The sequence below is a fragment of the Hymenobacter sp. FMD4 genome (genome assembly GCF_058932745.1).
The window spans coordinates 1-26,420 of the sequence record NZ_JBZYWH010000040.1 but is presented as its reverse complement, the minus strand read 5'-3'; the positions used below and the strand labels follow the sequence as shown (position 1 = coordinate 26,420).

Genomic DNA, 26,420 nt, shown 5'->3' with positions numbered 1-26,420 from the left:
TGCGCGCTCGTCGCAGTACGTTTTCCGCTACAGCGGTAAGCTGCTGCTGCTGATTTTTATCGGCCTCGTCGGCATCCTGTTCGAAGTCCTGAAACCCCTGCCCATCAAGCTGGTAATCGACAACGTGCTGGGCAACCAGCCTATGCCGGCCGTGGTGAGTGAGCTAACCGGCCACGCCGCCTTCCTGCACGACAAGCTGCAGCTGCTGCTGGCGCTGGTGGTGTTTACGGCCGTGGTTACGGTGGGCAGCGCCGTGTTTTCGGCCACGGTGCTGCGCCTCACCGTCAGCCTGGGCCGGCGGCTGGTGTACGACCTCTCGCTGGAGCTATACCGCAAGCTGCAGCGCATGTCGATGACGTTCTACACCTACAACAAGATCGGCGACCTGCTGACCCGCATTACCGGCGACGTGTTCGTGGTCTACTTCGTAGTGGCCCAGATCATCGTGCCCGCCATCATCTCGCTGGTGTGCATGGGTGCCATGTTCTACGTGATGGTGCAGCTTGATCTGGTGCTGGCCCTAATTGCCATATCGGTGGTACCGCTGCTCATCGTGGCGCTGGCGTTGTTTTTCCGGCCCATGGACCAAACCACCACCGAGCAATATGCCCGGCAGGGTTCGTTGTCGGCCTTCGTGCAGCAGAGCCTGGCCGGCATCAAAACGGTGCAAAGCTTTGCCCGCGAAGCGCTGATGTTCGACAAGCTGGAGCAGCAGGCGGCCGGCTTCGGCAACGCCTTTCAGAAAGCTACCGTGGTAGCCACCACCTACAACCAGCTCACCACGCTCATCACCGGCCTGGCCTCGGCGGCGCTGCTGGGCGTGGGGGCTTACCGGGGCCTGCAGCAGCACCTCACCGCCGGCGACTTGTTCATCTTTATCGGGTACGTCGGCGCGCTATACGGCCCCGTCAACGCCTTGACCACGGCCGTGGGCGCCGCCATTGCGGTGGTGTCGCGCAGCCGGCGGGTGTTCGACATTCTGGACTCGGAGGAAGTAGTACCTGAAACCGCGCAAGCCGTGGCGCTGCAGGCCAGCGGCCTCATTTCTTTCGACGACGTGAGCTTTGGGTACACCACGCCCACCGGCCCGGGTAAGGAAATCCTTACCGGCATCAGCTTTCAGGTGCTGCCCGGGCAGGTGGTGGCCATTGTGGGGCCTACGGGTGCAGGCAAAACGTCCATTATTTCGCTGCTGCTGCGCTTCTACGACCCGTGGCGCGGCAGCATCTCCATCGATGGGCTGGACCTGCGCGAGGTGCAGCTGCAGTCCTTGCGCGAAAACATTTCGCTGGTGCTGCAGGAGCCCTTGCTCTTTCCCGTTTCTATTCTGGACAACATCCGCTTCGGCAACCCCGACGCGAGTATGGACGAGGTGGTGGCAGCTGCCAAAGCCGCTCAGGCGCACGACTTCATCAGCAAGCTGCCCGAAGGCTACGATACGCTGGTCGGCGAGCTAAGCTCCACGCTATCCGGCGGCGAAAAGCAGCGCATTGCCATTGCGCGGGCTTTCCTGAAACAGGCCCCTATCCTTATTCTCGACGAGCCCACCTCGGCCCTCGACAGCCTCACCGAAGCCCGCATCTTCAAAGCCATTGCCCGCTTTGCGCACCGCCGCACCATCTTCATCATCTCCCACAAGTTCTCCACCATCCGCCACGCCGATCAGATTCTGATCATTAAAGACGGGCAAGTGGTGGAACACGGCACCCACCAGGACCTGCTGGCCCGCGGCGAGGTATACGCCGACCTCTACAAGCACCAGCACATCTCCTGACCCGGCGGCTTGGTCATTCCGCCGCTACTCCGCCCTCACATCTTTTCCGCAACCCCCATGGCAATTACCTACCGCATGAACACGGAGGCCGACGAGCCGGCCTTGGTAGACTTATGGACGCGCCACTCTGACTGGGGCAGCCTCACCACCGAGGAATGGGAGCAGAAGTTTCTGCGGGCCCCGGTGGGCGCGGCCTCGTTTGTGCTGGCCACCGAAGACGCAACCCAAGAAATAGTGGCCCAGATTGCCTACATCCCCTCGCCAGTGGTGGTGAATGGGCAGGAAATCAACGGCTGCCGACCCTACGCGGTCATCGTCAACGAGAAATTTCGGAGCAAAGCTGGCTTCCTGAAAATGCAGCAGATGATGATCAGCATGTACCGGCTGGCGGCAGTAAGCTTTGCCCGGCAGGGCTTCGATCTGCTGTACATGCTGCCCGACCCGCGCTGGTCGCGCATTATGCGCTTGCTGCCTTTCTTACAATCAACCACTTTTCCGCTCTGGAGTCACCCCTTGCCGCTGGACCGCACTTGGCACCTGCCGGCCGGCTACGAAGTGGCTCCCTTAGTCGCCAACGACGCCCGCATCGATGGGCTTTGGCAGCAGGCCTCGGCCCTGTACCAATGCATGGTGGCGCGCGATACGCGCGTGCTGTCCTGGAAAATCACCCAGGCCGCTTACCAGTTGTACGGCGTCACCCAGCATGGCCAGCTGGTGGGTTTGTTCACGTGTATCAAGCGCCGCAAAGACAATCAGTGGCTGATCGAAGATGTGCTGTCGGTGGATGTGCACGAAGCCCTGCGTGTAACCCTGCAGGCAGCTTGCCTGACCATCGACGAGCAGAACACACAACTACCCGACGAGGAGCGGCCGGCCTACCGCAAGATTGCCGTGCTCAGCACCGCGCCTATGGAGCCAGCGCTGCAGGAGCTCGGCTTCCACCGCGACAAATACGACTTTCTGCTGGTGGTGCATAACCTAAGCAAGAAGCTGGCAAAAGAGCAGATAGCCCCCGAGCAGTGGTACGTCAGTGCCAATGATTGACTGGGCTCGACCTCCCCGAGCGGCATAAAACCGCTTGCCTAATCAGGGGTATTGCGTATCAACGAAGAAGACCGGCAAGCTGTACCAGAAAGCCCAAGCCTTCCGCCCACAATTCAACTTCCCGCTGCCGATTGGGCCGTCAGCTGCTGCGTGAGCCAGGCCACCACGTCTTCGTCCACCTGCGCCCGGCATTCGTCGAGGCCGTGGCGGCAACCGGGATAGAGCAGCATCTTCTTGGGCTCTTTGGCACGGGCGTAGATGTTTTCGGAGCAAACGTGCGATAGAATTTCGTCTTCGGTGCCGTGCACTAGTAGCAGCGGGCGTGGGCTCACCTGCGGAGCCAGATTGGTGCCATAGGTTTGGCTGCTCATGGCCACCACGGCCGTTACGTCGTCGCTCACGGCACCGGCCGTAATGACCACAGCGCCCCCAAACGAGTGCCCGACCAAGGCCACGGTAGAGTAGCCGCGCTGCAGCACGAGGTACTGCACCGCCAGCAGCGTATCGTACACACAGTCCTCCAGTGCATTGGGCAGGCGGTAGTGCAGCCGCATGGAAGCAATGTGCTGCTGCTGAAGCAGGGCCGCCAGCCGTGGATACATGCCCCAGGCCGGGCCATCGAGGCCACCGCCGGCACCGCCCAGCCATAGCACGACCGGGGCGCCCGCCGGCCCTGGGTGCAGGCGTGCCGGCATGTCTCCGGCGTTGGTGTGCAAAGTCAATTCCTCCACTCCCTCCACCACTTGGTGCAGGGCTACCGATTCGAGGATATATTCATTGGGCTTGAACATCTCAGGGGCCTAGCAAAACACTTGAATGGGCGTTACCCTTCATTGTACTGCCTCCCTAGAGAATAGATATAGCCCAGGTTCGAGGCTAACCTTTCAGGACCAGCCTTACGGTAGAGCTATCAGGCGGCTACGGCTCGAAGCTGTACTCCAACGTAAGGGCACCGCACTGCCCGTTGGGGCGCACAAACCAGCCTCGGCCATGCAGCCCGTCGAGCTCTTCCGTGCCGGAGCCGGGTACCACGGCCAGCCGGGCCTTGGTCACGCCGTCTTCCACGCTGCCGCTGTGCTCCAGCACAAAGCTGCCGGCGCGCCCGCCTACCCGCCCCACCACCCGCTCCAGGCCTACTGAGCTGGCCGAGCCATCAGTATGATAGGTCATCAGCATTTCCAACTGCCCTTCGCCTTCGATGTCGCCGCTAAAGACCTGCGTGACGCTGGCCCGGGCAATGCCCGGAGTTCCTATTACTTCGAGGTGCGCTTCTTCTGTCCAGGCGCCCAGCTCCAGCTTACTTTCTGCACGTATATTCATGGCTGCTACCTCTTTGCCGTTAGATAGCCAAATATACCATTCACTAAAATACATAGCTATTAAATACTAATATATTTAGTATTTAAGTTTTGGGGGTAGCTCATTTCATTTCTGGATCAATACTTTTCGTAGTTGTGGAGCGGGAGTTGCTGCCAGCTCAAATGCGAGCTGAAAATCATTGCGAATGGCTTGCTCACCGATGTTGGCAAAGAAGCTCGAAGAGTTGTAGCGGATGCCGTACAAGGTGCGGTCAACGGTTGCGGTGCCCCGAATGCGTAGCTCGTGGCCGCTACGCACTACCGTGAAGGGAAAGTTGATTGGGTGCGTCACGCCTTTGATGGTCAGTCCGCCCGTGGCTTGGCCGTTATCAGCGCTTTGCAGCTGAAACTCAGCCGTAGGGAAACGCTGCACATCAAAAAAATCGGCGCCGCGCAGGTGCTGCTGCAACTGGCCGTTATCGTGGGCGATGGTGCGCAGGTCGATTTCGAAGCGGCCGCTGCGCAAGGTGGTGCCGTCATAGTCAAACGAGCCTTGCCGGATTTGCACCGTGCCGCTCGGGGCCCAGGAGCCGATTTCGGCGTGGCCCGTCCAGGCAAGGCGGCTGGCGGCGGGCAGCACTTGGTAGCGGGTGGCCACAGGCCGAAACGAAGTCAGCAGCGCAGCAAGTAGGCACAGGGTTAGAATTATCGTCTTCATGGTTGATCAACGGCTTGACTGACTTGTGAAGTAGAATTTGACTTAGCGTTTTTGACTCACGCCTTCCCTGACATGGGACTCCGTTTCGATCAGGCCCATGCCTTTGTAGAGCCGGCCTTGCTTGTCTTTGGCTAGTATGTACCAGAGCGCATCGCCGCCGTAAAGCTGCTGGGCGCTGGCGGCGTAGCGGTAGTTGTGCCGGAAGGTGTAGGTGCGGCCCTGGCGCAGCTGGCCCAGCGGGCAGTTAAAAAACTCGGCAAACTCGGCGGGCGTTTCGCGCATGTTGGCTTGCCAGCCGGCTTCGCTGTACCAGATGAAGCTGCCGCACTCCACGATTTCCAAGTCGGCCACTTCGGCCCGTACCATGGTGCTGTGTTTCCACACGTATTGGCCGGGCTTGGCAGAGTCGGGCTCAGGGTAGTTGGGATTGGGCGTATGCCAGAGCGTGAGGCCAACCGGCACTTGCCGGAGCTTATCGGGTAGTACGCGTCGGTGGTCTGACCAAGCAGTCTGGGCCAGCAGGTGCATGGGTAGCGCGAGTAACACGAGGCCCAGCAGCGGGGCCCTAAGCAGGGTTTTCATGATCGGTTTCGGGTGAGGTTATCCATCGACCCGAAGGTGGCGGGCTTACTGCCGCCAAGCGCCCCAGTTCCGGAACCGGGACGTACCAAATCATGATCTGGGCCGCACGCGCCTACTTTGCACGGGCATATTCACTGGGAGCAACGCCCGTGAACTGCTTGAAAATGCGGTTGAACGTGGTTTTGGAATTGAAGCCGCTTTCAAAGGCAATACCCAGCAAGGTCAGCCGGGCAGCATCGTCGGTGGTGGCGAGGCGGCGCTTTACTTCGGCCACCCGGTAGCCGTTCACCAAGTCGTTGAAGGACTGTCCGAAACCGTTGTTGACCGTAAACGATATCAGCCGCGGCGGCAGCCCCGTGTAGGCCGATAACTCGGCCAGCGTGAGTGTAGGGTTCAGGTACAGGCGCTCATCTTCCAAGGCTTGCCGGATGCGTTCTTGCACAGCGGGCTCTACTGCCTGGGTTTCGCGCGCGGGCGCGGGCACAAGTGCAGGCTCCACCGCAGCGGGACTTTCGACGCTCCACGCTGCCGGGCCAGTCGGCGCCCCGGCGGCCGATACTTCCGCTGCGGGTATGGCGGCAGCCTCCGCCAGCGTGACGGGTGCGGCAGGTTCCACTTCGGGCTCGAAATGCACCACTTCCATGTTGGCCTGTCGCAGCCCCACCACCCCGATCAGCAGCACCACGGCGCCGAGCATCTGGGTGGAGTAATCATAGCGGTAATAGATGGCAAAAAACTCGCGCAGCACCACTTCCACCAGCCATTGCACGCTCACAACGGCCAGCACCAGCAGCAAGCTGCGCAACCAGCGAAGGCGCAGCTGGGACGTCTCGGAGAAGTTGTCGTCGAGGTAGCGGCGGTAGCGGCGCAGCAGCTGCAGACTCAGGCTCAGGTACACCATTAGCGAAACCCAGGTGCCGATAAACTCCAGCCGGTAGGTGTAAGGCTGATGCACGGTCTGCCAAAACCAATTGCGCGTTTCGTAAGACTGCACGCGCAACCACCAGTACAAACCCGCCTGGAGCAGCACCGGCACGAAGTGCCACAGCTGCCGGGCGCGCAGCCGGAAACTATGGTTCACGAGGCTCTGCACGTACAAGTACAGCAGCGGTCCGAACGCGAAGGAGTAGTATATCGGTGCGAAATACCAGTCGGGGTTCTGCCCGTAGATGTTGGCCACTCGAAAAAAACCATCGAGCAGCCACAGCGCCAGGGTAAGCATGAGCAGCGCCAGAAAGCGGTTGGGCAGACGGTTCAGCGGGGCCGTCCACAGCAGCCCGGCCGCAAACACGGCCTGCGCCACCACGGCGAGCAGCACTACTACCAAAGGCGTAAACGGAATCTGCATAGAGCCATGGGCTTGCTTCAGTGCCAAGCCAAGGTACTGGTTCCGACTGCTTGCTGCACTACGCTTATCACGGCTTATTCCGCCGCGTCGCGGTAGCGAAACTGGTTGGTCAGGCCCGCGAAGGGCTTTCCATCGACTTCGGCGTAGGGATACACGAAGTAATTCAGCGGCTCGCCCTGCTGACGCGGCGTCAGCACCAGGTCGCGGCCGCGGCTAAGCTCCACGCGGTTTTCGTCGTGGGCACCGAAGAAGTACTCGCGCTTGTCGGGATTTTTGGCGGCCTCGGAAGCATCGATGGGCACCCAGCCGGTTTGTTTGGTGTAGAACTCGGCCCAGCAGTGGTACCCCTTTACCTCGCCGGCGCCACGCTCGACGGGCAATGGGAAACCGATACTGAACCGGGCCGGAATGCCCAAGGCCCGGCAGTAGCCAATGAACAGGGCGTGAAAATCGGTGCAGTTGCCGCGGCGGGCGTCGCAGGCATAGTATATATCGCCGCGGCCCCAGCCCTGCCCGCTTTTGTCGTACTTCACGGTGCTTACCACGTGGTTGTACACGGCGCGGGCCTTTTCCAGGTCGGTTTTAGCATCGGCTGTGGCCACTACTTCCCGCGCCCATAGCCGGATCTGCGGATCGAGGGGCACAAGGCGGTCGGGAGCCAGCCAGCGTTGCAGGTCGGCATCGGCAGGCGGCTTGGGCAGCCGTCGAGCCGCGGCTCGGGGCAGCAGTGGATTTACGTGCTCGTGGCGCGTGACGTGGCAGCGCAACTTGAGCGTGAAGCCTTCCGGCCGCGGATCGGTCACGCGCAGGTGCAACACTTGGTTGCCGTACTGACCTGGGCGCACCTCATATGGGTAGGGCGAGTCGATCTGTAGGCTTTGCACCTCCTGCGACGCATCGGAGTGCGGCACGGGCAGCCATAGGTCCAGGGTCTTGGCATGGGCGGGTACGCCGTGCACCGTGGTCTGGTACTCAAAGCCGAACGTACGGGCACGGGCCTCGGCAGTGGCTGGCTGTGCCGCGTTACGGAAGCCAATTATCGAACTCAACGCCAAGACTACGACTGGAAACAGCACAAACAAAAGGATATAGTAGGAGGACAGGCACCTCGAATAAAGAAGCAGGATGCCCTACAAGAGGCAAAAGCAGTAGGCGCACAAAACTACAGGCAAGGCCGCTGAAAAGTTCGGCGCCAAAGCTTTGGCCGGGCGCCTGCGGTGGCTTACCGGCAACCTTCGGCCGCTGTTTGCCGTTTAGGGCAGCTCAACGGCATCTCTTTTCAACAGCTGCTTGATCATCAGACAACTCCTAACCCTACCACCGCTATGAAAAAGCTTGTAGTATTTGCCGCCCTGCTCTTCGCTGGTGCCTACTCGGCTAACGCCCAGTCTACCACCACCACGACTAAGCAGCAAACCACGACCACCACGCCCCAGCAGCCGGTAACTCAGCCGACTACGCCCGCCACGACCACCGAAACCACCACGACCACAGTGGAATCGACGACGACGGGCGGCAGCATGACCACGCAGGGCACCGCCGCTGGCACCACGGAAGGCACGTCGATCATGACGGCTCCCGGTGGCAAAGCCGACGCCAAGGTGAAAGACAAGCGTCGCAAGTCGAAAGCCAAGATTGACGACTAAGTTTAGCTTCTGCTACGTAATATTTAAACCGGCCCCACCTTCGCAGGTGGGGCCGGTTTGTTTGGTGGCAGGCGCCCGCTGTGGAATCAGGAATGGCCGCCCAGCCGGTACACTAGCCCGAGGCGCCACGTCTGGCTGTAAGCACCGTTTTGGCCGGACGCCCAGCTGCTTTGGTAGTAGTTGGTCAGCCCGTGAGAATAACCCAACGTGAGTCCGAAACCCTGCCAGTACGCCGCCGCGTTGATTCTTGCCCGCACATCCAAGTCCGGCTGATCTGGTTTCAGGTTAGAGGAGTAAGAAAGGCCGCTCTTGGTTTCAGCCGACCCTGTTTCCCGGCTGGCGAGCAGCCAGCCGACTTCGGGTCCCGCTGTCAGGTCCAAGTTAAAGGTCTTGACCTTGAAGCGTCGGCCCGTATAGGGATGCACATTAAGGAATCGGTTGGTGAGCTCGGTATGGCCCGATGCTTCCTCTATAAAACTGGAAAAAATACTTTGCGTAACGAACACTACCTGGGTTTGGCTACTCAACGCCTCGTAGCCGCCCTGCATCCCAAAGAGGACATTGCTGGAGGTTATACGTTGCACCTGCGCCGCTAGCCCGTACGAGAAGCCAGGCAACGAACCGTATTGGTTGAACACGTGAGAATCTAGCCCTTCTCGGGAGACAGTCATCGTGGACTCTAACTGGGCCGAAGCGCCGCGGAAGCTCGACAGGCCGGCGTTCAAGTGAAACGAGGTTTCCAGGCTTTGGCCGTGGGCTACTCCGGAGCCTCCCAGTAATGCTGCTATTAGTAGAAAATTTCGCATATGCGTTGTTGGTGATAAGGTCGTCGGCAAACGCTACGCCTTCACCCGGCCAGTTACTCTGCGGTAAGATGCTGACAGGAACCCGTAAGTTGCGCCTCCTTGAAAAATTTATCGAGGCAAAGCCATACTCTTTGCCGCATCGCGTCACACTTACGTCGCGTAAGCGAAAGCACGCCGTAGCCGCCTACCAACCTGGGTTTCTATTGCTGTTCTGGCGGCCAACCACGCCGTGCCACGCGTCCGGCTCCGCATTCTCACTTACCTTGGGGTCACCATGGCTACTCCCTCCGGTTCGCTTCCTTACCTCGTCATCGACTTCGACAGCACCTTCACCCAGGTAGAAGCCCTGGACGAGCTGGCCGACATCGCCCTGCGCGGCCGCCCCGAGCGGGCTGATATCGTGAGCCAGATTAAAGCCCTCACCGACGGCGGCATGGACGGCTCCGTGTCGTTCAGCGAGTCCTTACGGCGGCGCATCGAGTTGCTGCCGGCGCGGCGCGAGCACCTGCAGGAGTTGGTGGCGCACCTGCACACCAAGGTATCGAGCAGCATCCGCCGCAACCAGTCCTTCTTTCAGCAGCACGCCGACCGCATCTACATCGTGAGCAGCGGCTTTCGGGAATTTATCGAGCCGGTGGTGGCCGAGTTCGGCATCCCGCCGGAGCAGGTGCTGGCCAACACCTTCGTGTTTGATTACGACGGCAACATCATCGGCTTCGACCCCGAAAACCCCTTGAGCCAGGACGGCGGCAAGATTCGTCAGCTCCAGCTCATGGGCCTCGACGACGCGCCGGTGTACGTCATCGGCGACGGCATCACCGATTACCAGATGCGCGAAGCCGGCCTGGCCGCCCGCTTTTACGCCTTCACCGAAAACGTAGCCCGCCCCGCCGTGGTGGCCAGCGCCGACTGCGTAGCCTCCACCTTCGACGAGTTCTTGTACCAGAATAAAATGCCGATGACCCTCTCCTACCCCAAAAACCGCATCAAAGCCCTGCTGCTCGAAAACATCGAACCCACCGCTGAGCGACTGTTTCGGGAGGAAGGCTACCAAGTGGAAGTGGTGCCCGGCGGCCTGGACGAAGACGAGTTGATGGAGCGCATCGAGGGCGTGAGCATTCTAGGCATTCGGTCCAAAACGCAGGTAACGCCGCGGGTATTGGAGCGCGCCAACCGCCTGATTGCCGTCGGGGCGTTTTGCATCGGCACCAATCAGATTGACTTGCTGGGCTGCATGCAGCGCGGCATTGTGGTGTTCAATGCGCCGTTCAGCAACACGCGTTCGGTGGTAGAGCTGGCCCTGGGCGAAATCATTTCGCTGGCCCGCCGCCTGCCCGTGAAGAGCGACAAGATGCACCAGGGCGAGTGGGACAAGTCGGCCAGCGGCTCGTTTGAGATTCGCGGCAAGAAGCTGGGAATCGTGGGTTACGGCAACATAGGGGCGCAGCTCTCGGTGGTGGCCGAAGCCATCGGCATGCAGGTAATTTACTACGACATTGCCGAAAAGCTGCAGCTCGGCAACGCCGTGAAGTGCCGCTCCCTGGAAGAGCTCCTCCGCCAGGCCGACATCGTGACGCTGCACGTGGACGGCCGCAAGGAAAACACCAACCTCATCGGCGAGCAGGAACTGGCCATGATGAAGCCCGGCGCACTGTTCCTCAACAACGCCCGCGGCCACGTGGTGGACGTGCCCGCCCTGGCCGCGGCCCTGCGCAGCGGCCACCTCGGCGGCGCTGCTGTGGATGTGTTCCCGTACGAGCCCAAGACGAACCAGGAAACGTTTGAAAGCGAGCTGCGCGGCCTGCCCAACGTGCTGCTCACGCCCCACATCGGCGGCAGCACGGCCGAGGCTCAGCGCAATATCGCGGAGTTTGTGCCGGAGCGCATCATGCAGTACGTGAATACCGGCAACACCCAGCAGAGCGTAAACCTGCCCAACATCCAACTACCGGCCCAGCTGGAGGCCCACCGCCTCATCCACATTCACCACAACGTGCCCGGCGTGCTGGCCAGCATCAACAACGTGCTAGCCGCCCACCACGTGAACATCCTCGGCCAGTACCTCAAGACCAACGAGCACATCGGCTACGTGATTACCGACGTGAACCGGCAGTACGACCAGGAGGTGATTAAGGCCCTGCGCGAGGTGGAGCACACGATTAAGTTTCGGGTGCTGTATTAAATCCTGCCTCGTCGGCCGTTAATAGCATCATGTACGTAGCTCGTCGCCACTCACGCCCCTTGTTTTTCCCCGCCGGCCAGTTGGCCTTGGCGTGGCTGTTATGGCTTGGCTGCGTGCTTATCGCGGCCCGGCCAGTACAGGGTCCAAGCTACGGGCTACAGGTTTCGCCGCTGCCGATAGTAGAACCTGACGATTCAACCAGTTCGTTGTACCGTCCAGAAGCGTACATTTCTCCCACTGAACGTCAGCAATTGCGCCAGTGGCACACTTTGCATTTCACTGGCAACGTGTGGGCAGACGACCTAAGCGCACGCAACGCCGCGTTTGTGGCCCGGCAACTCGCTACCAATCCACAACAGAACTAGGGCCTGATGATAAATTTTGATGCTGGCAGCCGTTACCGCAGCCTTGTGGCCATGTTAAGCCTGTTTCAGAGAGCTGGGATAAAAAGATACAGCTTGGACATGCGTTATCCAGTGGCCTCACTTTTTTCCACCACGGTTCCTTACAAGCCACTCATATTCAAAAGTGAGCGTTTACCGTTCTGCGCTACATCCACCTACCAAGAGATGCCGACTGCTCCGGTATTATCATTAACCGCGCAAAAGCAGGAGCTTTTTACTCAGTTAAATTCAGCTTGGCGTTACAGTGCATTGCTACTAGCCCTGCTACCGTTGGCTGCTCTGCGGCAGCTGCGCCGCATAAGTAACTTGACAACTGCTCGTTGATGTTTTTCTTTTACTAAAAAACGCTCCACGCACAAAGAGCAACTTCACTTTGGAAATCGAGAATGGTCACTTTCTCCTAGCTAATCCAAGTTGCAGGGCGTTCGTCAGCCGCATCGCGGCGACAGGTTTGTAGTCTCAAAGTGGGCGAATGAAACCGCGCCGCGCAGCGGTGCCAGAAGCGGCCGACCGTTCCTGGCACCGCTGCGCGGCTTTTGCACCTCGTGGCTGCTGTTTGCTACAAACCTGTCGCCGCGATGCGGCTAGTCCGCAACCCGGGCTAGCTAACTATCAAATATTCAACGCCCTCTTCGTGGAATAGGCGCAGCAGATTTAAGTACGGTTCTTCCATGTTCGGGCACGGTGGAATTGGCGTTGCTTAATGATGAAGATCTGGGCGGAATGCTTTACTGGAACGGTCGGCGGTACGTTTGGCTGTATCAGAATTGCTGACTACTACCTTAGTTTATCTTACCCAGCACCACGCCCCGTTTGCTACCCCTATTGCGCGTCTCAGTCATTCAAACTCCTTTTTTGCTACCTACCTTATCATGCGTCGTATTCTCGTCGCGCTGAGCTTACTGTTCGGCGCCCTACAGGCCCAAGCCCAAGGCCCGATTTCGTTTGTTATCAAAGGCCAGCTCGGCGCGCTGAGCGGCCCGGCCAAAGTATACCTGCGCCGGGAAGGGCTGTACCAGGGGGCCATTACGGATTCAGCTACCGTAAAAAACGGAGCGTTTACGCTGCGTGGCACCAGCGCTGCGCCAGTGCGTGCGCGGCTGGTGCTGGTACCCCAGGGCAAGCGCCGCCGCTTGCTCACCGGTCAGGCCGATCATACCCTGCTCTACCTGGAGCCAGGCCCCACCACCGTGAGCAGCCCCGATTCCTTAGCGCACGCCACCATAGCCGGCGCGGCTTTGAACGCCGATTACCAAGCGCTGCAGGCGCAAGTGAAACCGATCAAAGCCCCGTTGGATGCCTTGCTGGCCGAGTACTATGCTACGGCCCCGGAGCAGCGTCCGGCCACCGGCATTTTACAGCGGCTGGACGCTCAGCAGAAGATTACGAACCCGGCGCTCCGAGCCGTACAAACCCGCTTTGTGCAGGAGCATCCGCGCAGCTTGGTCAGCTTGGATGTGATTCAGGATTTAGGAGGTCCTATTCCAACCTACGAAGCCGTCGGGCCTCTTTTTCTCGACCTCGATGCCAGCGTGCAGAACTCAGCGCAGGGCTTGGCCTTTGCCAAGCAACTCATTGCCCTGAAGCGCGTGGCCGTGAGCGCATCAGCGCCGCCATTTGCCCTGCCCACCCCCGACGGCAAAACCGTTTCCCTCACCGACTACCGCGGCAAGTACGTGCTCGTCGATTTCTGGGCCTCGTGGTGCGGCCCCTGCCGCCGCGATAACCCCAACCTTGTGCGCTATTACAATCAGTTCCGCACCCGGAATTTTGAAGTAGTGGGCATTTCCTTGGACAATGCCAACGACCGCGCCAAGTGGCTCAAAGCAGTGCAAGATGATCAGCTACCTTGGACCCAGCTGTGGGCCCAAGAGGGCTGGAACAAAGGTGTAGCCCCGCTTTACAACGTGCGCGCCATTCCCCAGAATTTTCTGCTCGACCCCAACGGCAAGATCATCGCCACTAACCTGCACGGCGCGGAGCTACAAGTTACGTTGAGTCGTGTGCTACCATCTGCTCCTTAAGCTTCGGGCACTGTATTGATGGGGCGAATAAGCTTGTTGGAGCATAGCTAGGCATGTTATCCGCCATCACTCACGCCGCTTAATTTTTCAGCGAAACGAGGCTATTGAGAGTAACAGTGACAGGAACTGTTGAGCCTACTACAACGTCCTGCTGAGCTTGCCGAAGCATCTCTACCGCTTCATTGCTGGGTAAAGATGCTTCGGCAAGCTCAGCAGGACGTGCTGAATGCTTTGATACAGAAGCTCTAACGCGGGTTGATGGGCCGCAGGCGCAGCAGCGCGAAGCCTAGGGCAAACACCGCTCCCACGCTCAGTAGCAGCTTGCCCAGCCCGCGTAACGCTGTGGGTAGCTCCGGCTGACTGGTAAACGTGTGCGTGGGTTCCCGCTCATAGTCAGAATGCTTGAAGGCCACTTGGCGGAACAGGTACGGGTAGTAGAAGGCCCGGAGCGCATCGTGGTGGGCGGCGGCGCTGCGCTGAAACTGCAGGTGCGTGGGCAGGTCCGTGGCGGCTAAGGCGTTGAGGCTGCTTTGGGCGTTGATGGCCGGGGACAGCAGATTCAGCTTTTCCACCAGTTGGTAGCGCTGCTGCAAGCCGCGGGCGTAATCGGCAGCCTGCTCGGCCACGGCCACGTCGCCGAGGTGCTGAAAGGCGTAGTACCAGCGCCAGGCAAACCGCTCCCGAATAGTCGTGGTGTCGCGCCACTCGGGGTGCAGAGCGAAGAAGCGCTGCATGGTCTGGGTTTTGGGCCGGTCCCAGCCGGCGTGGATTTCCTCGCGCTGCTTGATGGTCAACTCAATGCCTTGCGGCACGGGGCGCGCGGCCGCCACCCACAGGTTCAGCAAACTGGGCACCAGCACCACCAGTAGCAGCCACGTACCCAGCAACGTCACAGCATTGAAGGCCGAGGTGCGCTGCAAGGCCGTCACCACTAGCGCCACGCCAAACCAGAACAGGCAGTACAACATCGTGAGCCCCAGCCACGTGGCCACGCGGCCGTCCAGCGGCACTTGCGCCCACAGCATGCCCACGGCCGAAAGCAGCCCGGCCAGACCGAGCACCAGCGCCACGCGAAAGGCCAGCTTGGCCGTTACCACCACGCTGGCCCCCACGGGCTGGGCGAGCAGCAGCGTCAGAATACCTTCCTCCCGTTCGCCCGAAAGCAGGTTGAAGCTTAAGGCGATGATGAGCAGTGGAAACAGGTACACCAGCACGAAGGCCAGGTCGAAGTTGCCGCTAAGCACCTTCATTGGGTTGGTGTTGTCGGTGGCGTACAGCTGGTTTTGCAGGCCCAGCAGGCGCAGCTTCACGTAGTAGGGATTCACGTCGCGCAGACCCAACGAGAGGGCGGCCCAGGCATCGGGGTGGTTTACGGCGTAGGTGCTGTGGTAGTAGCCGATGTCACCGGCGTCGGTGGAATCGGGAAACTTCACCTGCAGCTCGGCCACGTTTCGGCGCGTTAGTTCGGGCAAAGAGGCCAGGTGCTGGCGCTGCCGCTCCACTTCCGTGGTGCCGTAGTAAATGCCATAAAATCCGGTAAGAAGCAGCATGCTACAGAGCAACACGAGGCCCTTGGCGGCGCGAAAGTGCCGCCATTCGTAGGTAAAAAGAAGCCAGAATTTAGTCATCAGCTCAGGCAATTCGGGAATTGGAAATCAGCCGCAGGCCCAGCCAGGTGAGGCCCACGGCCCAGAGCAGCAAGGCCACAGTGGGCAGCAGCAGGAGCGGCAAGGCCCAGCCGAGCGGCGGCGTTTGGTAAGTGAAGGCGGGAATCTGCCGCCAGGTAGCTGCGTCGAGCTTGCGTTCCTTGTCGCCGTGGCCCATACCGGTCTGCAGGGCGTTCAGGCGCTGTATCAACTGGTAGCGGTAGGTTTCGGCGGCCTGCTGAAAGTGCACGTAGTGGGCAAAGTCGGAGCCAGCCAGCGTCATGGAAAGCGGCCGGATGGCCTGGTACGGATTCAGCAGCCCCAGCCAGTCGGAAAGCCGGTTTTGCCGCTCGTAAGTGGCGTTCAGGGCCGCGAAATGCTGTTGGTACACCTTGGTCGAATACTCTTCGCTGGCCGCCATCTGAATACCGGCCAAGCTCACCGGCAGCTTCTCCACCGCGTCGACGCCGTACTTCTTGAGCACCGCGGCCTTCAGGGCTTCGGCCCGCTGGTCGTGCGGGTTGTGGCCGTTGATGCCGTGCTGGGCTTCTTCGTGCACAGCGGCGTCCATTTGGGCTTTGGTTACGGCCGGGTACAGCGTGGCGCCTAGGTTGGCGGCGGCTTTGGGCAGGATGATGCAGCCCAGAATCCACAGCCCCAGCAGCGTAACCAGCGCCGCCCGTGAGCTGGCCTGCAACGCTGACACCACCACCGCGCCCACGATGAACAGAAAGAAATACACCGCGTAGCCGAGCACGAACAACCCCAGGCGCAGCAGCAGATCCGCGTTGGAAGCAAACTCCTCGCCCGTGAACAGCAGCGCGGCCGCTAGCGCCAGGGCAGGCGCCACTACCAGGGCCACGGCCCGGCTGTAGCCCCGAATCTTGCCCCAGGCGACCTGCCTCAGCGTAGCGCCCTGGCTGAGTAGCAGCTTCAGCGTGCCGGTTTCACGCTCCTCCGTGAAGGCGCCGAAGCAGAGGAAAATGATGAGCAGCGGCACGAGTAGCTGCAGCACGAAGGCCACGGTCATTTCGCCGAAGCGAATCAGCGAACCGGACTGCTGGGCCTGGCTGAAGTTGACGCTGTTCTGCTGGTGCGCTTCCAGGTACACCGCGGTACCGGTGTAAGAGTCCACACCCGCATCGAGCAGGCTCAGCCCCGACTTCGGCCGGAAAGCAAACGAGCCGTAGTGGGCCACCCGGTGTGGGTGGCGGTTGGGCTGGTTGCGAAACTGGTCGTTTACCGTTTGCTGGGCCAGCAGCCGCTCCTGCTGCAAGGTGCGGTACGAGGCGCGCCCGACCAGCGTGGCGGCCAGCAGCAAGGCCAGCATCAGCACGCTTAGCACCAGAAAGCGCCGGTCGCGCAGGGTGCTGATAAATTCTTTTTGCGCAATGCTCTGCATCATGGCGGGCTAATTGTGCATGTAGTTGAGGTAGAGCTGCTCCAGCTCGTGGGCATTGAGCGTGGCGGTAGGGCGCACGTCCACCAACTCGCCTTCGCGCATGATGCCGACGCGGGTGCCCACTTCCTTGGCCCGGAAGATGTCGTGCGTGGCCATGAGCACGGCTGTGCCTTGCTGGCTGAGCTGGGTGAGCAGCTGCGAAAACTCGTTCGAGGCTTTTGGGTCGAGGCCGGAGGTGGGCTCATCGAGCAGCAGCACCTTGGCGTGCTTGGCCACCGCAATGGCAATGCCCACTTTCTGGCGCATGCCCTTGGAGTAAGTACCCACGCGCCGCCGCACAGCTTCGGCCAGCAGCCCGGCCTGATCCAAGTAAGCCAGCAGTTCCTTTTCCGCGTACTTGAAGCCGGCCAGGCTGCTGAACAAAGCCAGGTTTTCCAGCCCCGTCAGGTGCGGGTAAAGCATTACGTTTTCGGGGATGTAAGCCAGGTGCTCTTTTACCTTGAGCGGGTCAGCCGCTACCTCCAGCCCGTTCACGTAGGCCGCCCCCGAAGTCGGCTCGATAAAGCCCAAGAACAGGTTAATGGTGGTGCTTTTGCCGGCGCCGTTCTGGCCCAACAGGCAGAATACCTCGCCGGGCGCAATTTGTAGATTCAGCCCGCGCAGGGCCAGTTTGCCCGGGTATGCTTTGCGTAGCTCGCGGGCTTCCAAGATGTAAGTCATATGCAAGGGAAGGTGGCTGCTTAAAAGGTGTAGCCCAGCGTGGCCATGTAGTTGCGCGGCGCGCCGGGGCTCACGCGGAAGAAGTCGTACCCGCCGACGAAGTAGTGCTTGTCGAGCAAGTTGTTGGCGTTCAGGTGGAAGTTGAAGCGGTTGACGGAGTAAAACAGCGCCGCATCGAGTACCGTATAAGTTGGCCAGTAGGCCCAATACAGCTCGTTTTGCGCATCCCGCACCTGATTTTCCATGCGGCGCCGGGCCAGGTAGTTGCCACCCACGGCCACGCCCAGGCCCCGAAGCGCGCGGTTGGTGAAGGTGTACTTGGTCCATAGGCCAGCCAGGTGCCGCGGGGCATTGGCCAGCGGTTGGCCGTTCTCGGCAGCCACGTCGGCGCGCAGCACTTTAGTGGCATTGAAGGCGTAGCTGGCGTTCAGGCTAAGGTTGGGCAGCACGTTGCCGGCCAGCTCCAGCTCGGCCCCACGCGAGCGGGCAATACCATTCTGGCGGTACTCCGGGCTATCGAAGGGCGTGATGGCGCCGGTACTCACCAGCTGGTTGCGCTTCTCGATCTGGTACACGGCCACGGTACCCAAGAGCGCCTTCTGGAAGAATTCGCCCTTGAGGCCCGTTTCGGCTTGGTAGCTGGTTTCGGGGCTGAAGGCCGAGTTGCGGCCGTAGCGCTCGGGCGTGCGAATGAACTCAGGCTTGAGTGGCCGGAAGCCGGCGCTGTAGCTGGCGAAGTAGTTGATGTTGTCGGTAAGGGCGTAGGTGAGGCCGGCTCGGGGCAGCAGTTTGCGCTGCGGAATGGTGGCTGCACCATTGTCGCGCTCGTCGTTGAACATTTCGTAGCGCAGCCCCAGCAGCAGGCTCAGGCGCGGCGTCACGGTCAGTTGGTCCTGCACGTACACGCCGGTGGTGTGGTACTCGGCGTTCAGGTAGTCGATGAAAAACTGCGGCAGCGGCCGGCGCACGTACTTGGTGGGGTCCTGCAGTTCGTACACCGGGTTGTTGAGGTCGAAAGTCAGCGGTGACGTCACGCCGTTCACCTGCTTCTGCCGCGCCTCCCACATGGTACTTTGCTTGTCAGTGGTGAAGCGGATATAGTCCAGTCCCACCACCACTTTGTGGTCCACGGAGCCAGTCGAGCGGTTGAGGGCGAAGTAGGTTGCCAGGTTTTTGGTGTACTCCTCGGCTTGCCGGGCGAAGTAGCGCAGGTTCATCACCGTGTTGGCCGGCGCGTCGGCGTAGGTATTCAGGGTGCGGTGCTCACTCAGGTTTTCGTTGTAAGTAAAGTCGAGGTACGAGGCATTGAACGACAGCCAGTCCGTGAAGCGGTGGTTGAGCGAGGCGTTCAGGTAGTAGGTATTGGTGCGAAAAAAGTCGCTCGGCTGGCTTAGGGTAAACGAACGCGGCAGTGCGTACAGGTCGCCGCCGCGCACCACTTGGCCGCGGTCGAGGTAGCCATCCACGCTGGTGTACACCAGCTCGGCGTTGACGGTGGTTTTGTCGGAGGCCAAGAAAGTCACCGTGGGCGCCACCATCAGGGAGCGGCTGTCATTCACGTCGCGGAAGGTGTTGGACTTCTCGTAGCCCGCGTTGAAGCGGTAAAGCACGTTGCGGCGTTCGTTGAGCGGACCAGTGAGGTCGGCGGTGGCGCGGGTGGTGTTGAAAGAGCCGGCCGAGAAGCTCACGGCCTGCCGGGCCACCTCGAGCGGCTTTTTGGTGACCATGTTCACCGTGCCGCCAGGGTTGATGTCGCCGTACAACACCGCGCCGGGGCCTTTCAGAATCTCCACCCGTTCCAAGTTTACCGTCAGTGGGGCCACGAAAAAGGAGTTGCCGTAACTAAAGCCCGAGCGCAGCCCGTTCAGCAGCCGGAAGCCGCTTTCGTAGCCGTTGCGGAAGCCCCGGATGGACAGGTCATCGTAGTGCGAGTATTGGCTCACGCCGGCCACGTTGCGCACCACATCGGGCAAGCGGAAGGCCTGCCGGTCTTCCATCAGTTCCTTGGTCACCGTCGAAATCGACTGCGGCACATCTTTGGGGTTCGAGGCCGTTTTGGTGCCCACAAAGCTGTAGTCGCTTTTGTAGCTGGTTTCCTTCCGACCCAATACCTCTACTTCCTGCAGGGCATTGGTGCTGCTGCGCAGCGCAAATTCCACCTCCTGCATAGGCGTTTCGGCACTCAGTAGCACTGTGCGCCGCTCCTCCTCGTGCCCAAGGCTGCGGGTGATAAGCGTGTATTGGGCCAGCGGCAATTGCTCCAGCACAAAACGGCCATCAGCCCCGGAAAGCGCCGAGTACCGGCCGGTTTGGTCCAGCACCGAGACGCCCTCCAGCGCCTGTCCGGAAGCCCCCACCACGCGCCCCCGAATCACTCCCAACAGTTGTTGGGCCGAGCAAACCGCTGGGGCAAGCAATAGCAAAAACAAGAAAAGTCGATGCATAAATTATGTATGCTGCCGCTAAAGGCCCAGCAAGGCCTTAGCAGTCAGCTTTGATAAGAAATGAGAGGAATAGGTCTGACCGACGCTCAGCGGCATGGCCCGCTGCCGGCTGCATCAGCCGGGCGAATTCAAAAGCCTCGGACACACCGAGGGCTCAACTCAGACCAGAAAAGAAATTACTGTCACCAACAGGCCAGGCGGGCCTATGCGTCATTACCCGGGCATAATGCCACGAGCGTAGCCATATGGCTACCAGGCCCGGCGAAGCATAGCAGCAGGCCCAATAAAACGACAACATGTAGCAGCAGAGCGCTGACAAGGCCACGCCCTATCAGCACTTCAGCGTAAACCCGGCTTTGCCCACAAGCATGCCGGCTAAGCCCGCCTTAGGCGAGCCGTGCGGGTGGGCCCCGGAGTGAGGCGCCATCTAATAAATGGGAGGCCCGGCAAACGGGTGCCTGGGGCCGGTATTCGGCGTAGGTCTGCAGCCGAACAGGTTCTTCCACGCGTATGGGCAAAGCCGGCTGGAAGGGCACATCGTAGAGTTGCTCGGCGTGGCAGTGCTGGTGCTCCGCAGAGACCATGGCTTGGCGCGCCTGCTTACTGACCACCTGCGCGGTGGGCTCTTCTTCGGTGTGACTGTGAAAGTGCATGCGCAGCAAGGCTGCCTCGGGCATAAGAATGCGCCCAAGCAACAGCAGCAGCCACCAGGCCACCAATTTGCGCCGTATGTTCACTATCACGTCATCGAACATGCTCAGCAAATGTAGGTACTACGTCCTAACTACTGGCCTGTGCTTCTTAGAAATCTAATCTGTCCTTATACCCTCACCCAGTTACCAAACACAAGCGGCGGCCCCATCCAGAGCCGCCGCTTGTGCTATCAATCTGATTTTGCCTATCCGGAGCTTATTTCCCGCTGGTATTGCTGGTAGTTGCGGGCGAGGCTGGCGTTGGGGCCACTTCTGGCGCTTCCGCTGAGGGCGTCCGAATCATTAGCGGCTGCTTGGTGGTGTTGGAGCCCACCGTCAGGTTCAGGTAGTAGTCGCCAGCGGGTAGGCTGGTGAAGTCCAGGGTTTGGTTCTGAGCCCCGGCCTGGCGCTTGCGGTAATCCGACATGCGCACCGCCGAGCCGCGCTGATTATACAGCACCCAGCCCACCGGAATTTCCTCCTTCAGCTCGTAGTTGAGCTGCACCACCCCGTTGCTGGGGTTCGGGTACACACTCATGTTGTTGTCGCCGACACCGGGCTTGCTGCTCGTTACGGTAGCCAGCGGCGTATTCTGTTCAGGCATCACGCGCTCCAGCTTCCACTGCTGATCCACACGCGCCGTGTAGCGCCATTGCTGCAAGCCGCCCTCGATAGAGTCTTTGGCTGTCAAAGCCTTGTTGCTGTGCTTGGCAATGAGTTTGAAGAAGCTACCCTCAGCCGGTTCAATCTTCCAGATCTGGTTGTTGCCGCTATAAAAGCTCCACAAGCTCATAGGCGTGCCATTGGAAGTGGAGCTTCCCAGCACCTCCAGCACCTTGTTGCTGCCTTGTACCGATACGCGGTAGTAGCCATTGCCCAAGCTTTCGATGCGCCACTGCGGTGCTGTTTCCTTTACTTCCTGCTGGGCCAGCCCCCCTACCGCCGACTGGTAGGCGCGGCTGTTGGGCTTGCCTGGGTCAATTACCTCCAGGTGCTGCCCACCAGCCCGCGACGTGAGCATGTACACTCCATCGGCTAAGGTATTGGTGGCCTTTACCGCTTGTGCTCTAATAATCTTTTCTTCCGCCTTGGAAGGTTTCTCCGGCTTCGGCGCTTTTTCAACCGGGGGGGCCTTCTCTTCGGCTTTCGCTACCACTGCTTCTTGAGCGGGCGGCGCAGGCTTGGCCGCTTTAGCGGGTTTCACCTTTGCTACCTTTGGTTCTGCAGCCGGTTCCGGAGTGGATTTAGTTGCTACGGCAGCAGGCTGCGCTACCGGCTCTGCCTTGGCCGTTACCGGTTCCTTGCGCGCGGGCGTAGCTGCAGCAGCTACCGGAGCTGGCGCTGCGCCAGCTGGGTCGGGCGTGGTAGGCGAGCCCAGCGGGTACAGGTTGCTGGTAGGGATGGTTTGGGGCGATTGGCCAGGCGGCACCCACTGCAGCTGCAGCTTGGCAATGCCTTCAGCGTTTGCGTACTCAAACCTGATGCTGGTTTTCTCCCCAGCGGCCATATCAATGGTGCCTTCACCGGGCTGCATCTTGCGGCCGTTCCAGGTGTCCAGAACCTTCTTGCCGTTTACCCACAAACGTACTTCATCGTCGGTGCGGGCAATGAAGCGGTAGCGGCCCGTAGCAGAAGCGGCCAGCAGGCCTTCCCAGCGCACAGAGAAATTGTCGGGCGGCAGTTCGGAGCTTGGTGCCCCCAGGCCCCACTGAAAATCGATGACTGGATCGAGCCGGCGCAGTATCGGAGCGCCAGCCAAGGAGCCGTTGGCAAAATAGCTGGCACTCAGGCCGGTTCCGGCACTTTGCACTGGCATGGACGACGGCAATTTTCCGGGCGTGCCCACCAGCAGCGGCGGCTGGCCTGCAAAGTGTGGCGTTGCACCCGCAGCATTGGTCAACGTGGCAAAGCCCAAACCGAGTCCGGCAGCGAAAGAGCAGAGTATCAGTTTATGCACAGTAGGAAAATTTAAAGTACAAACAGCCAAAAAACCATGAACAAGGGCCTAGGCTTGTCTTTTTACGCAGTCGCCACATATCCATCCGAATATGAAACTACAGAGAATAGACTAGCCATGCCAGCAAGGTTATTACTTATATCCAAATATCACGTTATCAAACAAGTAATTCCTTGTATGGTGCCACGTTTTAACAGCCCCGAACGGGCAAAAAAAAGCCCCGGACTTATCCGGGGCTTGCTCTTACTAGGTGCGTAAAAGTTAGGCGGCGTCGCCTTCCGCATAAGCAGTTCCTCCCTGCTCCACCGAGTTTTTCTCCACGATTTCGCGGGCCAGGTTCAAGTAGCTGATCGAGCCTTTGCTTTCCGCATCGTGCAGAATAACCGGAATACCAAAACTCGGCGACTCCGAAAGCTTCACGTTGCGAGGAATAATGGTATCGAACACCAATTGTTGGAAGTGCAGCTTTACCTCTTCCACCACTTGGTTGGAGAGGCGCAGGCGTACGTCGTACATCGTCAGCAGAATGCCTTCGATTTCCAGCTGCGGATTCAAGCGGCTCTGAATGATCTTGATGGTATTCAGCAACTTGCCCAAGCCCTCCAACGCGAAGTACTCGCACTGCACCGGAATGATAACGGAGTTGGCAGCCGTAAGGGCATTCACTGTGATAAGACCTAACGACGGCGAGCAGTCGATGATGATAAAGTCGTACTGGTCGGCGATGTGCTCCAGTGCCAGTTTCATCTTCTCCTCACGGTTCGGCAGGTTGATCATCTCCACCTCGGCTCCTACCAAGTCGATGTGGGACGGCATCAGGTCGAGGTGCGGCAGGATGTTGGTTTGCAGGATGATGTCTTGGGCGTTTATGCCGTCGACCATGCACTCGTAAATGCTGTGTTGGATGTCTTTCGGATCGAAGCCCACACCGGAAGTGGCGTTGGCCTGCGGATCGGCATCTACCAGCAGGGTGCGGTATTCCAGCGCAGCCAACGACGCTGCGAGGTTGATGGACGAGGTGGTTTTGCCCACGCCGCCTTTCTGGTTAGCTACCGCAATGATTTTACCCATGTGGGGTGGAATTTATTGATAAATGGCCGATGGTTGTGGGTTATGTGATGAACGGCCAACCATAAAGCCATTTAGCCATTCAACTTACAAATTAATCGTTTGCCCGATCTTCATCAGCACTAACTCTACGCCGGCCTCTTCAGCCTTACGCAGTGCTGCTTCATGATCGAGCTTGATGGGCGGAAACGTATCGTAGTGCATACCTACCACGCGCTTTACGCCCAGCCACTTGGCTGCCTCCAGCGCGTCATCGATACCCATGGTGAAGTTGTCGCCGATGGGTAGCAAAGCTACGTCAAGCTTTGTCCGCTCACCGATGAGCTTCATCTCATACGTAAGAGCAGTGTCGCCGGCGAAGTACAGGCTGCCTTCTGCCGTTTCCAGCACAAAGCCCCCGGCAATACCGCCGTACGAGCCATCGGGCATGGAAGAGCTGTGCACGGCCGGCACCATTTTGACGGTCCCGAAAGGGAACTGCGCTTTGCCGCCGATGTTCATCTTGTACGGTGCTTCCAGACCTTGCTGCTCAAACCAGCTCAGCACCTCAAACATGCCCACCAGAGGCGCTTTGGTGCGCTGCCCAATTTCGGCTACATCAGCGACGTGGTCACCGTGGCCATGGGAAAGCAGAATGAAGTCAGTTTCGATTTCTTCCACCTTCACGTCCTTAGCCAGGTCGTTAGGGCGAATGAACGGGTCGAACAGCAGGCGGGAGCCGCCCACGTGCAGACCAAAGCAGGAGTGTCCGTAATAGGTAAGTTCCATACAGCGAAGTTAGCGGGTAAAAACGGCAGCGGCGGGCCGCAGATTTAGCCGTACTTTGTCACAAATATACACCTCTTTCCCGTACGCATGCCCCGCTTTTTGGCCCATTTGAGCCGCATTCTGGGTTCCTCCGCGCCTACTGTGCAGAGCATTAGCGTGAATCGCAGCAAAGTGCTGACCAAGTTGAGCTTTGCTGCGCCATCTAGTCCGGCAGCGGCTTGTTTGCCGTGGTCACTTCCGGCCGCCAGGCTCCTGACGGTCGCCTCTTTAGCCTTGCTCACAGCCTGCAACAACAATAGTCAGTCGCAGGACGAGCGGCGCGTATTTCGCTACAACCAGCCCGAGGCACTGACCTCGCTCGACCCGGCTTTCTCACGCAATCAAGCCAACATCTGGGCCGTTACGCAGCTCTATAACGGCCTCGTGGAGTTGGACGACTCGTTGCGCCCCGCTCCTGCTTTGGCCCGCCGCTACGACATTTCGCCCGATGGCAAGACGTACACCTTCGTGCTGCGCCCGGGCGTGCGCTTCCACGATTCGGAAGTGTTTGCCGGCGGCAAAGGCCGCACCGTGCAGGCGCAGGATGTCGTGTTTTCCTTCCGCCGCTTGCTCGATAAAGCCACTGCTAGTCCTGGCGGCTGGATCTTCCGCGGCAAGGTGCTGGAAAAGCCCGACGGCGAACCATCGGATACGGCTTTTGTGGCGGCCAACGACTCCACGGTGCGCGTTTACCTGAAGGAGCCGTTTATTCCTTTTCTTGGCATCCTGACGATGCCTTACGCCTTCGTGGTGCCGCGCGAAGCCGTGCAACGCTACGGTAAAGACTTCCGCGAGCATCCGGTGGGCACGGGCCCGTTTGTGTTCAAGCGCTGGGACGAAGGCTCGGCCATTGTCTACCACCGCAACCCGAACTATTGGCGCCGCGACGCCAAGGGCAAGCAGCTTCCGTACCTCGACGCGGTACAGATCAGCTTTATTGCCGACCGCAAATCCGAGTTTCTGACCTTCCAGCAAGGCAAGCTGGACTTTCTGTCGGGCATCCGGGCGGGCTCCCGCGACCTGATTCTGTACCCTAACGGGCAGGTGCGCCAGGAGTTTGCCGGCAAGTTTCGCTTCGAGAAAGTCCCCTATCTGAACACCGAATACCTCGGCTTTCAGCAAGACCCCACCAACTTGCGCGGGGCTAACAACCAGCCTGCCCTGCGCGACCGGCGCGTGCGGCAAGCGCTCAACTACGCCCTCAATAAACCCGAGCTGCTGGCTTACTTCCTGAACAACGTGGGTGTGCCCGGCCATTCAGGCTTCGTGCCCTCGTCGCTGCCGTCGTTTAGCCAGCAGGCCGTACCAGGCTACACGTATCAGCCCGAAAAAGCCCGTCAGCTGCTACGCGAAGCCGGCTATGGCCCCAATAAGCCCTTGCGCCTGCGCCTGAATACCGTAGCCGACACCAAGGAAATCAGCGAATACCTGCAGAAGAAGTGGGCTGAAGTGGGTGTGCAGGTAGAAATCGACGTGAACCAGTCGGCAGCGCACCAAGAAATGGTGGACAATGGCCGTGCGGCCATGTTTACCAAGTCATGGTTAGGCGACTATCCCGATGCAGAAAATTACCTGGCACTCTTTTACGGATCCAACTTCTCTCCGGCTGGCCCGAACAAAACCCACTACCAAAACCCCGAATACAACCGCCTCTACGAACAAGCCAAGCTGGAGCGCGACGACCACCGCCGCTGGGCTCTCTACCAGGCTATGGACCGCCTCGTCGTGCGCGATGTGCCCGTCATTCCGCTCTACTACGACCAAGTGGTGCGCCTGACGCAAAACAACGTGCACGGCCTCACTCCTAACCCAATGAATCAGCTGGTGCTGGAGCGGGTGTGGAAGAACTAAAGCCTGG

The 26,420-nt window shown here is 59.8% G+C and carries 22 protein-coding genes; 7 read left to right on the top strand and 15 right to left on the bottom strand.

The window, feature by feature from the left end:
- Positions 1–1,774, top strand: a 1,774-nt coding sequence (locus AC5FXY_RS21565; protein ID WP_493558798.1) for an ABC transporter ATP-binding protein, incomplete at its 5' end; no start/stop codon positions are given.
- A gap of 57 nt (positions 1,775–1,831) precedes the next feature.
- On the top strand, positions 1,832–2,818 hold the full coding sequence (locus tag AC5FXY_RS21560; protein ID WP_493558797.1) for a hypothetical protein: 987 nt from the start codon (positions 1,832–1,834) through the stop codon (positions 2,816–2,818).
- 113 nt (positions 2,819–2,931) lie between these two features.
- On the opposite strand, the gene AC5FXY_RS21555 is transcribed toward AC5FXY_RS21560, so the two are convergent.
- The 6 genes from AC5FXY_RS21555 to AC5FXY_RS21530 form a co-directional block, all read right to left on the bottom strand.
- A complete protein-coding gene (locus AC5FXY_RS21555) occupies positions 2,932–3,609 on the bottom strand; it encodes an alpha/beta hydrolase (protein WP_493558796.1) in 678 nt (225 codons plus the stop codon).
- 127 nt (positions 3,610–3,736) lie between these two features.
- Entirely contained in the window at positions 3,737–4,138 is a 402-nt protein-coding gene (locus AC5FXY_RS21550; protein ID WP_493558795.1) for a DUF3224 domain-containing protein, read from the bottom strand.
- 105 nt (positions 4,139–4,243) lie between these two features.
- Positions 4,244–4,834, bottom strand: a complete 591-nt coding sequence (locus AC5FXY_RS21545) for a YceI family protein (protein ID WP_493558794.1) — start codon at positions 4,832–4,834, stop codon at positions 4,244–4,246.
- Between the two features lie 42 nt (positions 4,835–4,876).
- A complete protein-coding gene (locus tag AC5FXY_RS21540; RefSeq protein ID WP_493558793.1) occupies positions 4,877–5,416 on the bottom strand; it encodes a hypothetical protein in 540 nt (179 codons plus the stop codon).
- Positions 5,417–5,528: 112 nt separating this feature from the next.
- Entirely contained in the window at positions 5,529–6,764 is a 1,236-nt protein-coding gene (locus AC5FXY_RS21535) for a helix-turn-helix domain-containing protein (protein WP_493558792.1), read from the bottom strand.
- Between the two features lie 74 nt (positions 6,765–6,838).
- Positions 6,839–7,840: a transglutaminase-like domain-containing protein gene (locus AC5FXY_RS21530; protein ID WP_493558791.1), complete on the bottom strand. Its 1,002-nt coding sequence runs from the start codon at positions 7,838–7,840 to the stop codon at positions 6,839–6,841.
- A gap of 249 nt (positions 7,841–8,089) precedes the next feature.
- Here AC5FXY_RS21530 and AC5FXY_RS21525 point away from each other — a divergent pair, with 249 nt between their 5' ends.
- Entirely contained in the window at positions 8,090–8,410 is a 321-nt protein-coding gene (locus AC5FXY_RS21525; RefSeq protein ID WP_493558790.1) for a hypothetical protein, read from the top strand.
- A gap of 86 nt (positions 8,411–8,496) precedes the next feature.
- Here the strand turns inward: AC5FXY_RS21525 and AC5FXY_RS21520 are convergent, their stop codons facing one another.
- Positions 8,497–9,135, bottom strand: a complete 639-nt coding sequence (locus AC5FXY_RS21520; RefSeq protein WP_493558789.1) for a hypothetical protein — start codon at positions 9,133–9,135, stop codon at positions 8,497–8,499.
- A 355-nt stretch (positions 9,136–9,490) separates the two neighbouring features.
- Between AC5FXY_RS21520 and serA the strand changes: the two genes are divergently transcribed.
- The 3 genes from serA to AC5FXY_RS21505 all read left to right on the top strand — a co-directional run bounded on the left by serA (position 9,491) and on the right by AC5FXY_RS21505 (position 13,826).
- Complete coding sequence (serA, locus tag AC5FXY_RS21515) at positions 9,491–11,398, top strand: phosphoglycerate dehydrogenase (protein ID WP_493558788.1); 1,908 nt, start codon at positions 9,491–9,493, stop codon at positions 11,396–11,398.
- Positions 11,399–11,427: 29 nt separating this feature from the next.
- Positions 11,428–11,763, top strand: coding sequence for a hypothetical protein (locus AC5FXY_RS21510; protein WP_493558787.1), 336 nt, complete (start codon positions 11,428–11,430; stop codon positions 11,761–11,763).
- A gap of 911 nt (positions 11,764–12,674) precedes the next feature.
- On the top strand, positions 12,675–13,826 hold the full coding sequence (locus AC5FXY_RS21505; protein ID WP_493558786.1) for a redoxin domain-containing protein: 1,152 nt from the start codon (positions 12,675–12,677) through the stop codon (positions 13,824–13,826).
- Between the two features lie 245 nt (positions 13,827–14,071).
- Here the strand turns inward: AC5FXY_RS21505 and AC5FXY_RS21500 are convergent, their stop codons facing one another.
- The 8 genes from AC5FXY_RS21500 to AC5FXY_RS21465 form a co-directional block, all read right to left on the bottom strand.
- Entirely contained in the window at positions 14,072–15,454 is a 1,383-nt protein-coding gene (locus AC5FXY_RS21500; RefSeq protein ID WP_493558785.1) for an ABC transporter permease, read from the bottom strand.
- Between the two features lie 4 nt (positions 15,455–15,458).
- Positions 15,459–16,877: an ABC transporter permease gene (locus tag AC5FXY_RS21495; protein WP_493558784.1), complete on the bottom strand. Its 1,419-nt coding sequence runs from the start codon at positions 16,875–16,877 to the stop codon at positions 15,459–15,461.
- A gap of 6 nt (positions 16,878–16,883) precedes the next feature.
- A complete protein-coding gene (locus AC5FXY_RS21490) occupies positions 16,884–17,594 on the bottom strand; it encodes an ABC transporter ATP-binding protein (protein ID WP_493558783.1) in 711 nt (236 codons plus the stop codon).
- Between the two features lie 20 nt (positions 17,595–17,614).
- Complete coding sequence (locus tag AC5FXY_RS21485) at positions 17,615–20,038, bottom strand: TonB-dependent siderophore receptor (RefSeq protein ID WP_493558782.1); 2,424 nt, start codon at positions 20,036–20,038, stop codon at positions 17,615–17,617.
- 386 nt (positions 20,039–20,424) lie between these two features.
- Entirely contained in the window at positions 20,425–20,793 is a 369-nt protein-coding gene (locus AC5FXY_RS21480; RefSeq protein ID WP_493558781.1) for a hypothetical protein, read from the bottom strand.
- A 154-nt stretch (positions 20,794–20,947) separates the two neighbouring features.
- Positions 20,948–22,687: a PA14 domain-containing protein gene (locus AC5FXY_RS21475; RefSeq protein ID WP_493558780.1), complete on the bottom strand. Its 1,740-nt coding sequence runs from the start codon at positions 22,685–22,687 to the stop codon at positions 20,948–20,950.
- A gap of 261 nt (positions 22,688–22,948) precedes the next feature.
- Positions 22,949–23,758 (bottom strand): ParA family protein, encoded by an 810-nt coding sequence (locus tag AC5FXY_RS21470; protein WP_493558779.1) that lies wholly within the window; start codon positions 23,756–23,758, stop codon positions 22,949–22,951.
- A gap of 84 nt (positions 23,759–23,842) precedes the next feature.
- Positions 23,843–24,523: a metal-dependent hydrolase gene (locus tag AC5FXY_RS21465; RefSeq protein WP_493558778.1), complete on the bottom strand. Its 681-nt coding sequence runs from the start codon at positions 24,521–24,523 to the stop codon at positions 23,843–23,845.
- Between the two features lie 87 nt (positions 24,524–24,610).
- Here AC5FXY_RS21465 and AC5FXY_RS21460 point away from each other — a divergent pair, with 87 nt between their 5' ends.
- Positions 24,611–26,413: an ABC transporter substrate-binding protein gene (locus AC5FXY_RS21460; RefSeq protein ID WP_493558777.1), complete on the top strand. Its 1,803-nt coding sequence runs from the start codon at positions 24,611–24,613 to the stop codon at positions 26,411–26,413.
- Positions 26,414–26,420 lie beyond the last annotated feature (7 nt).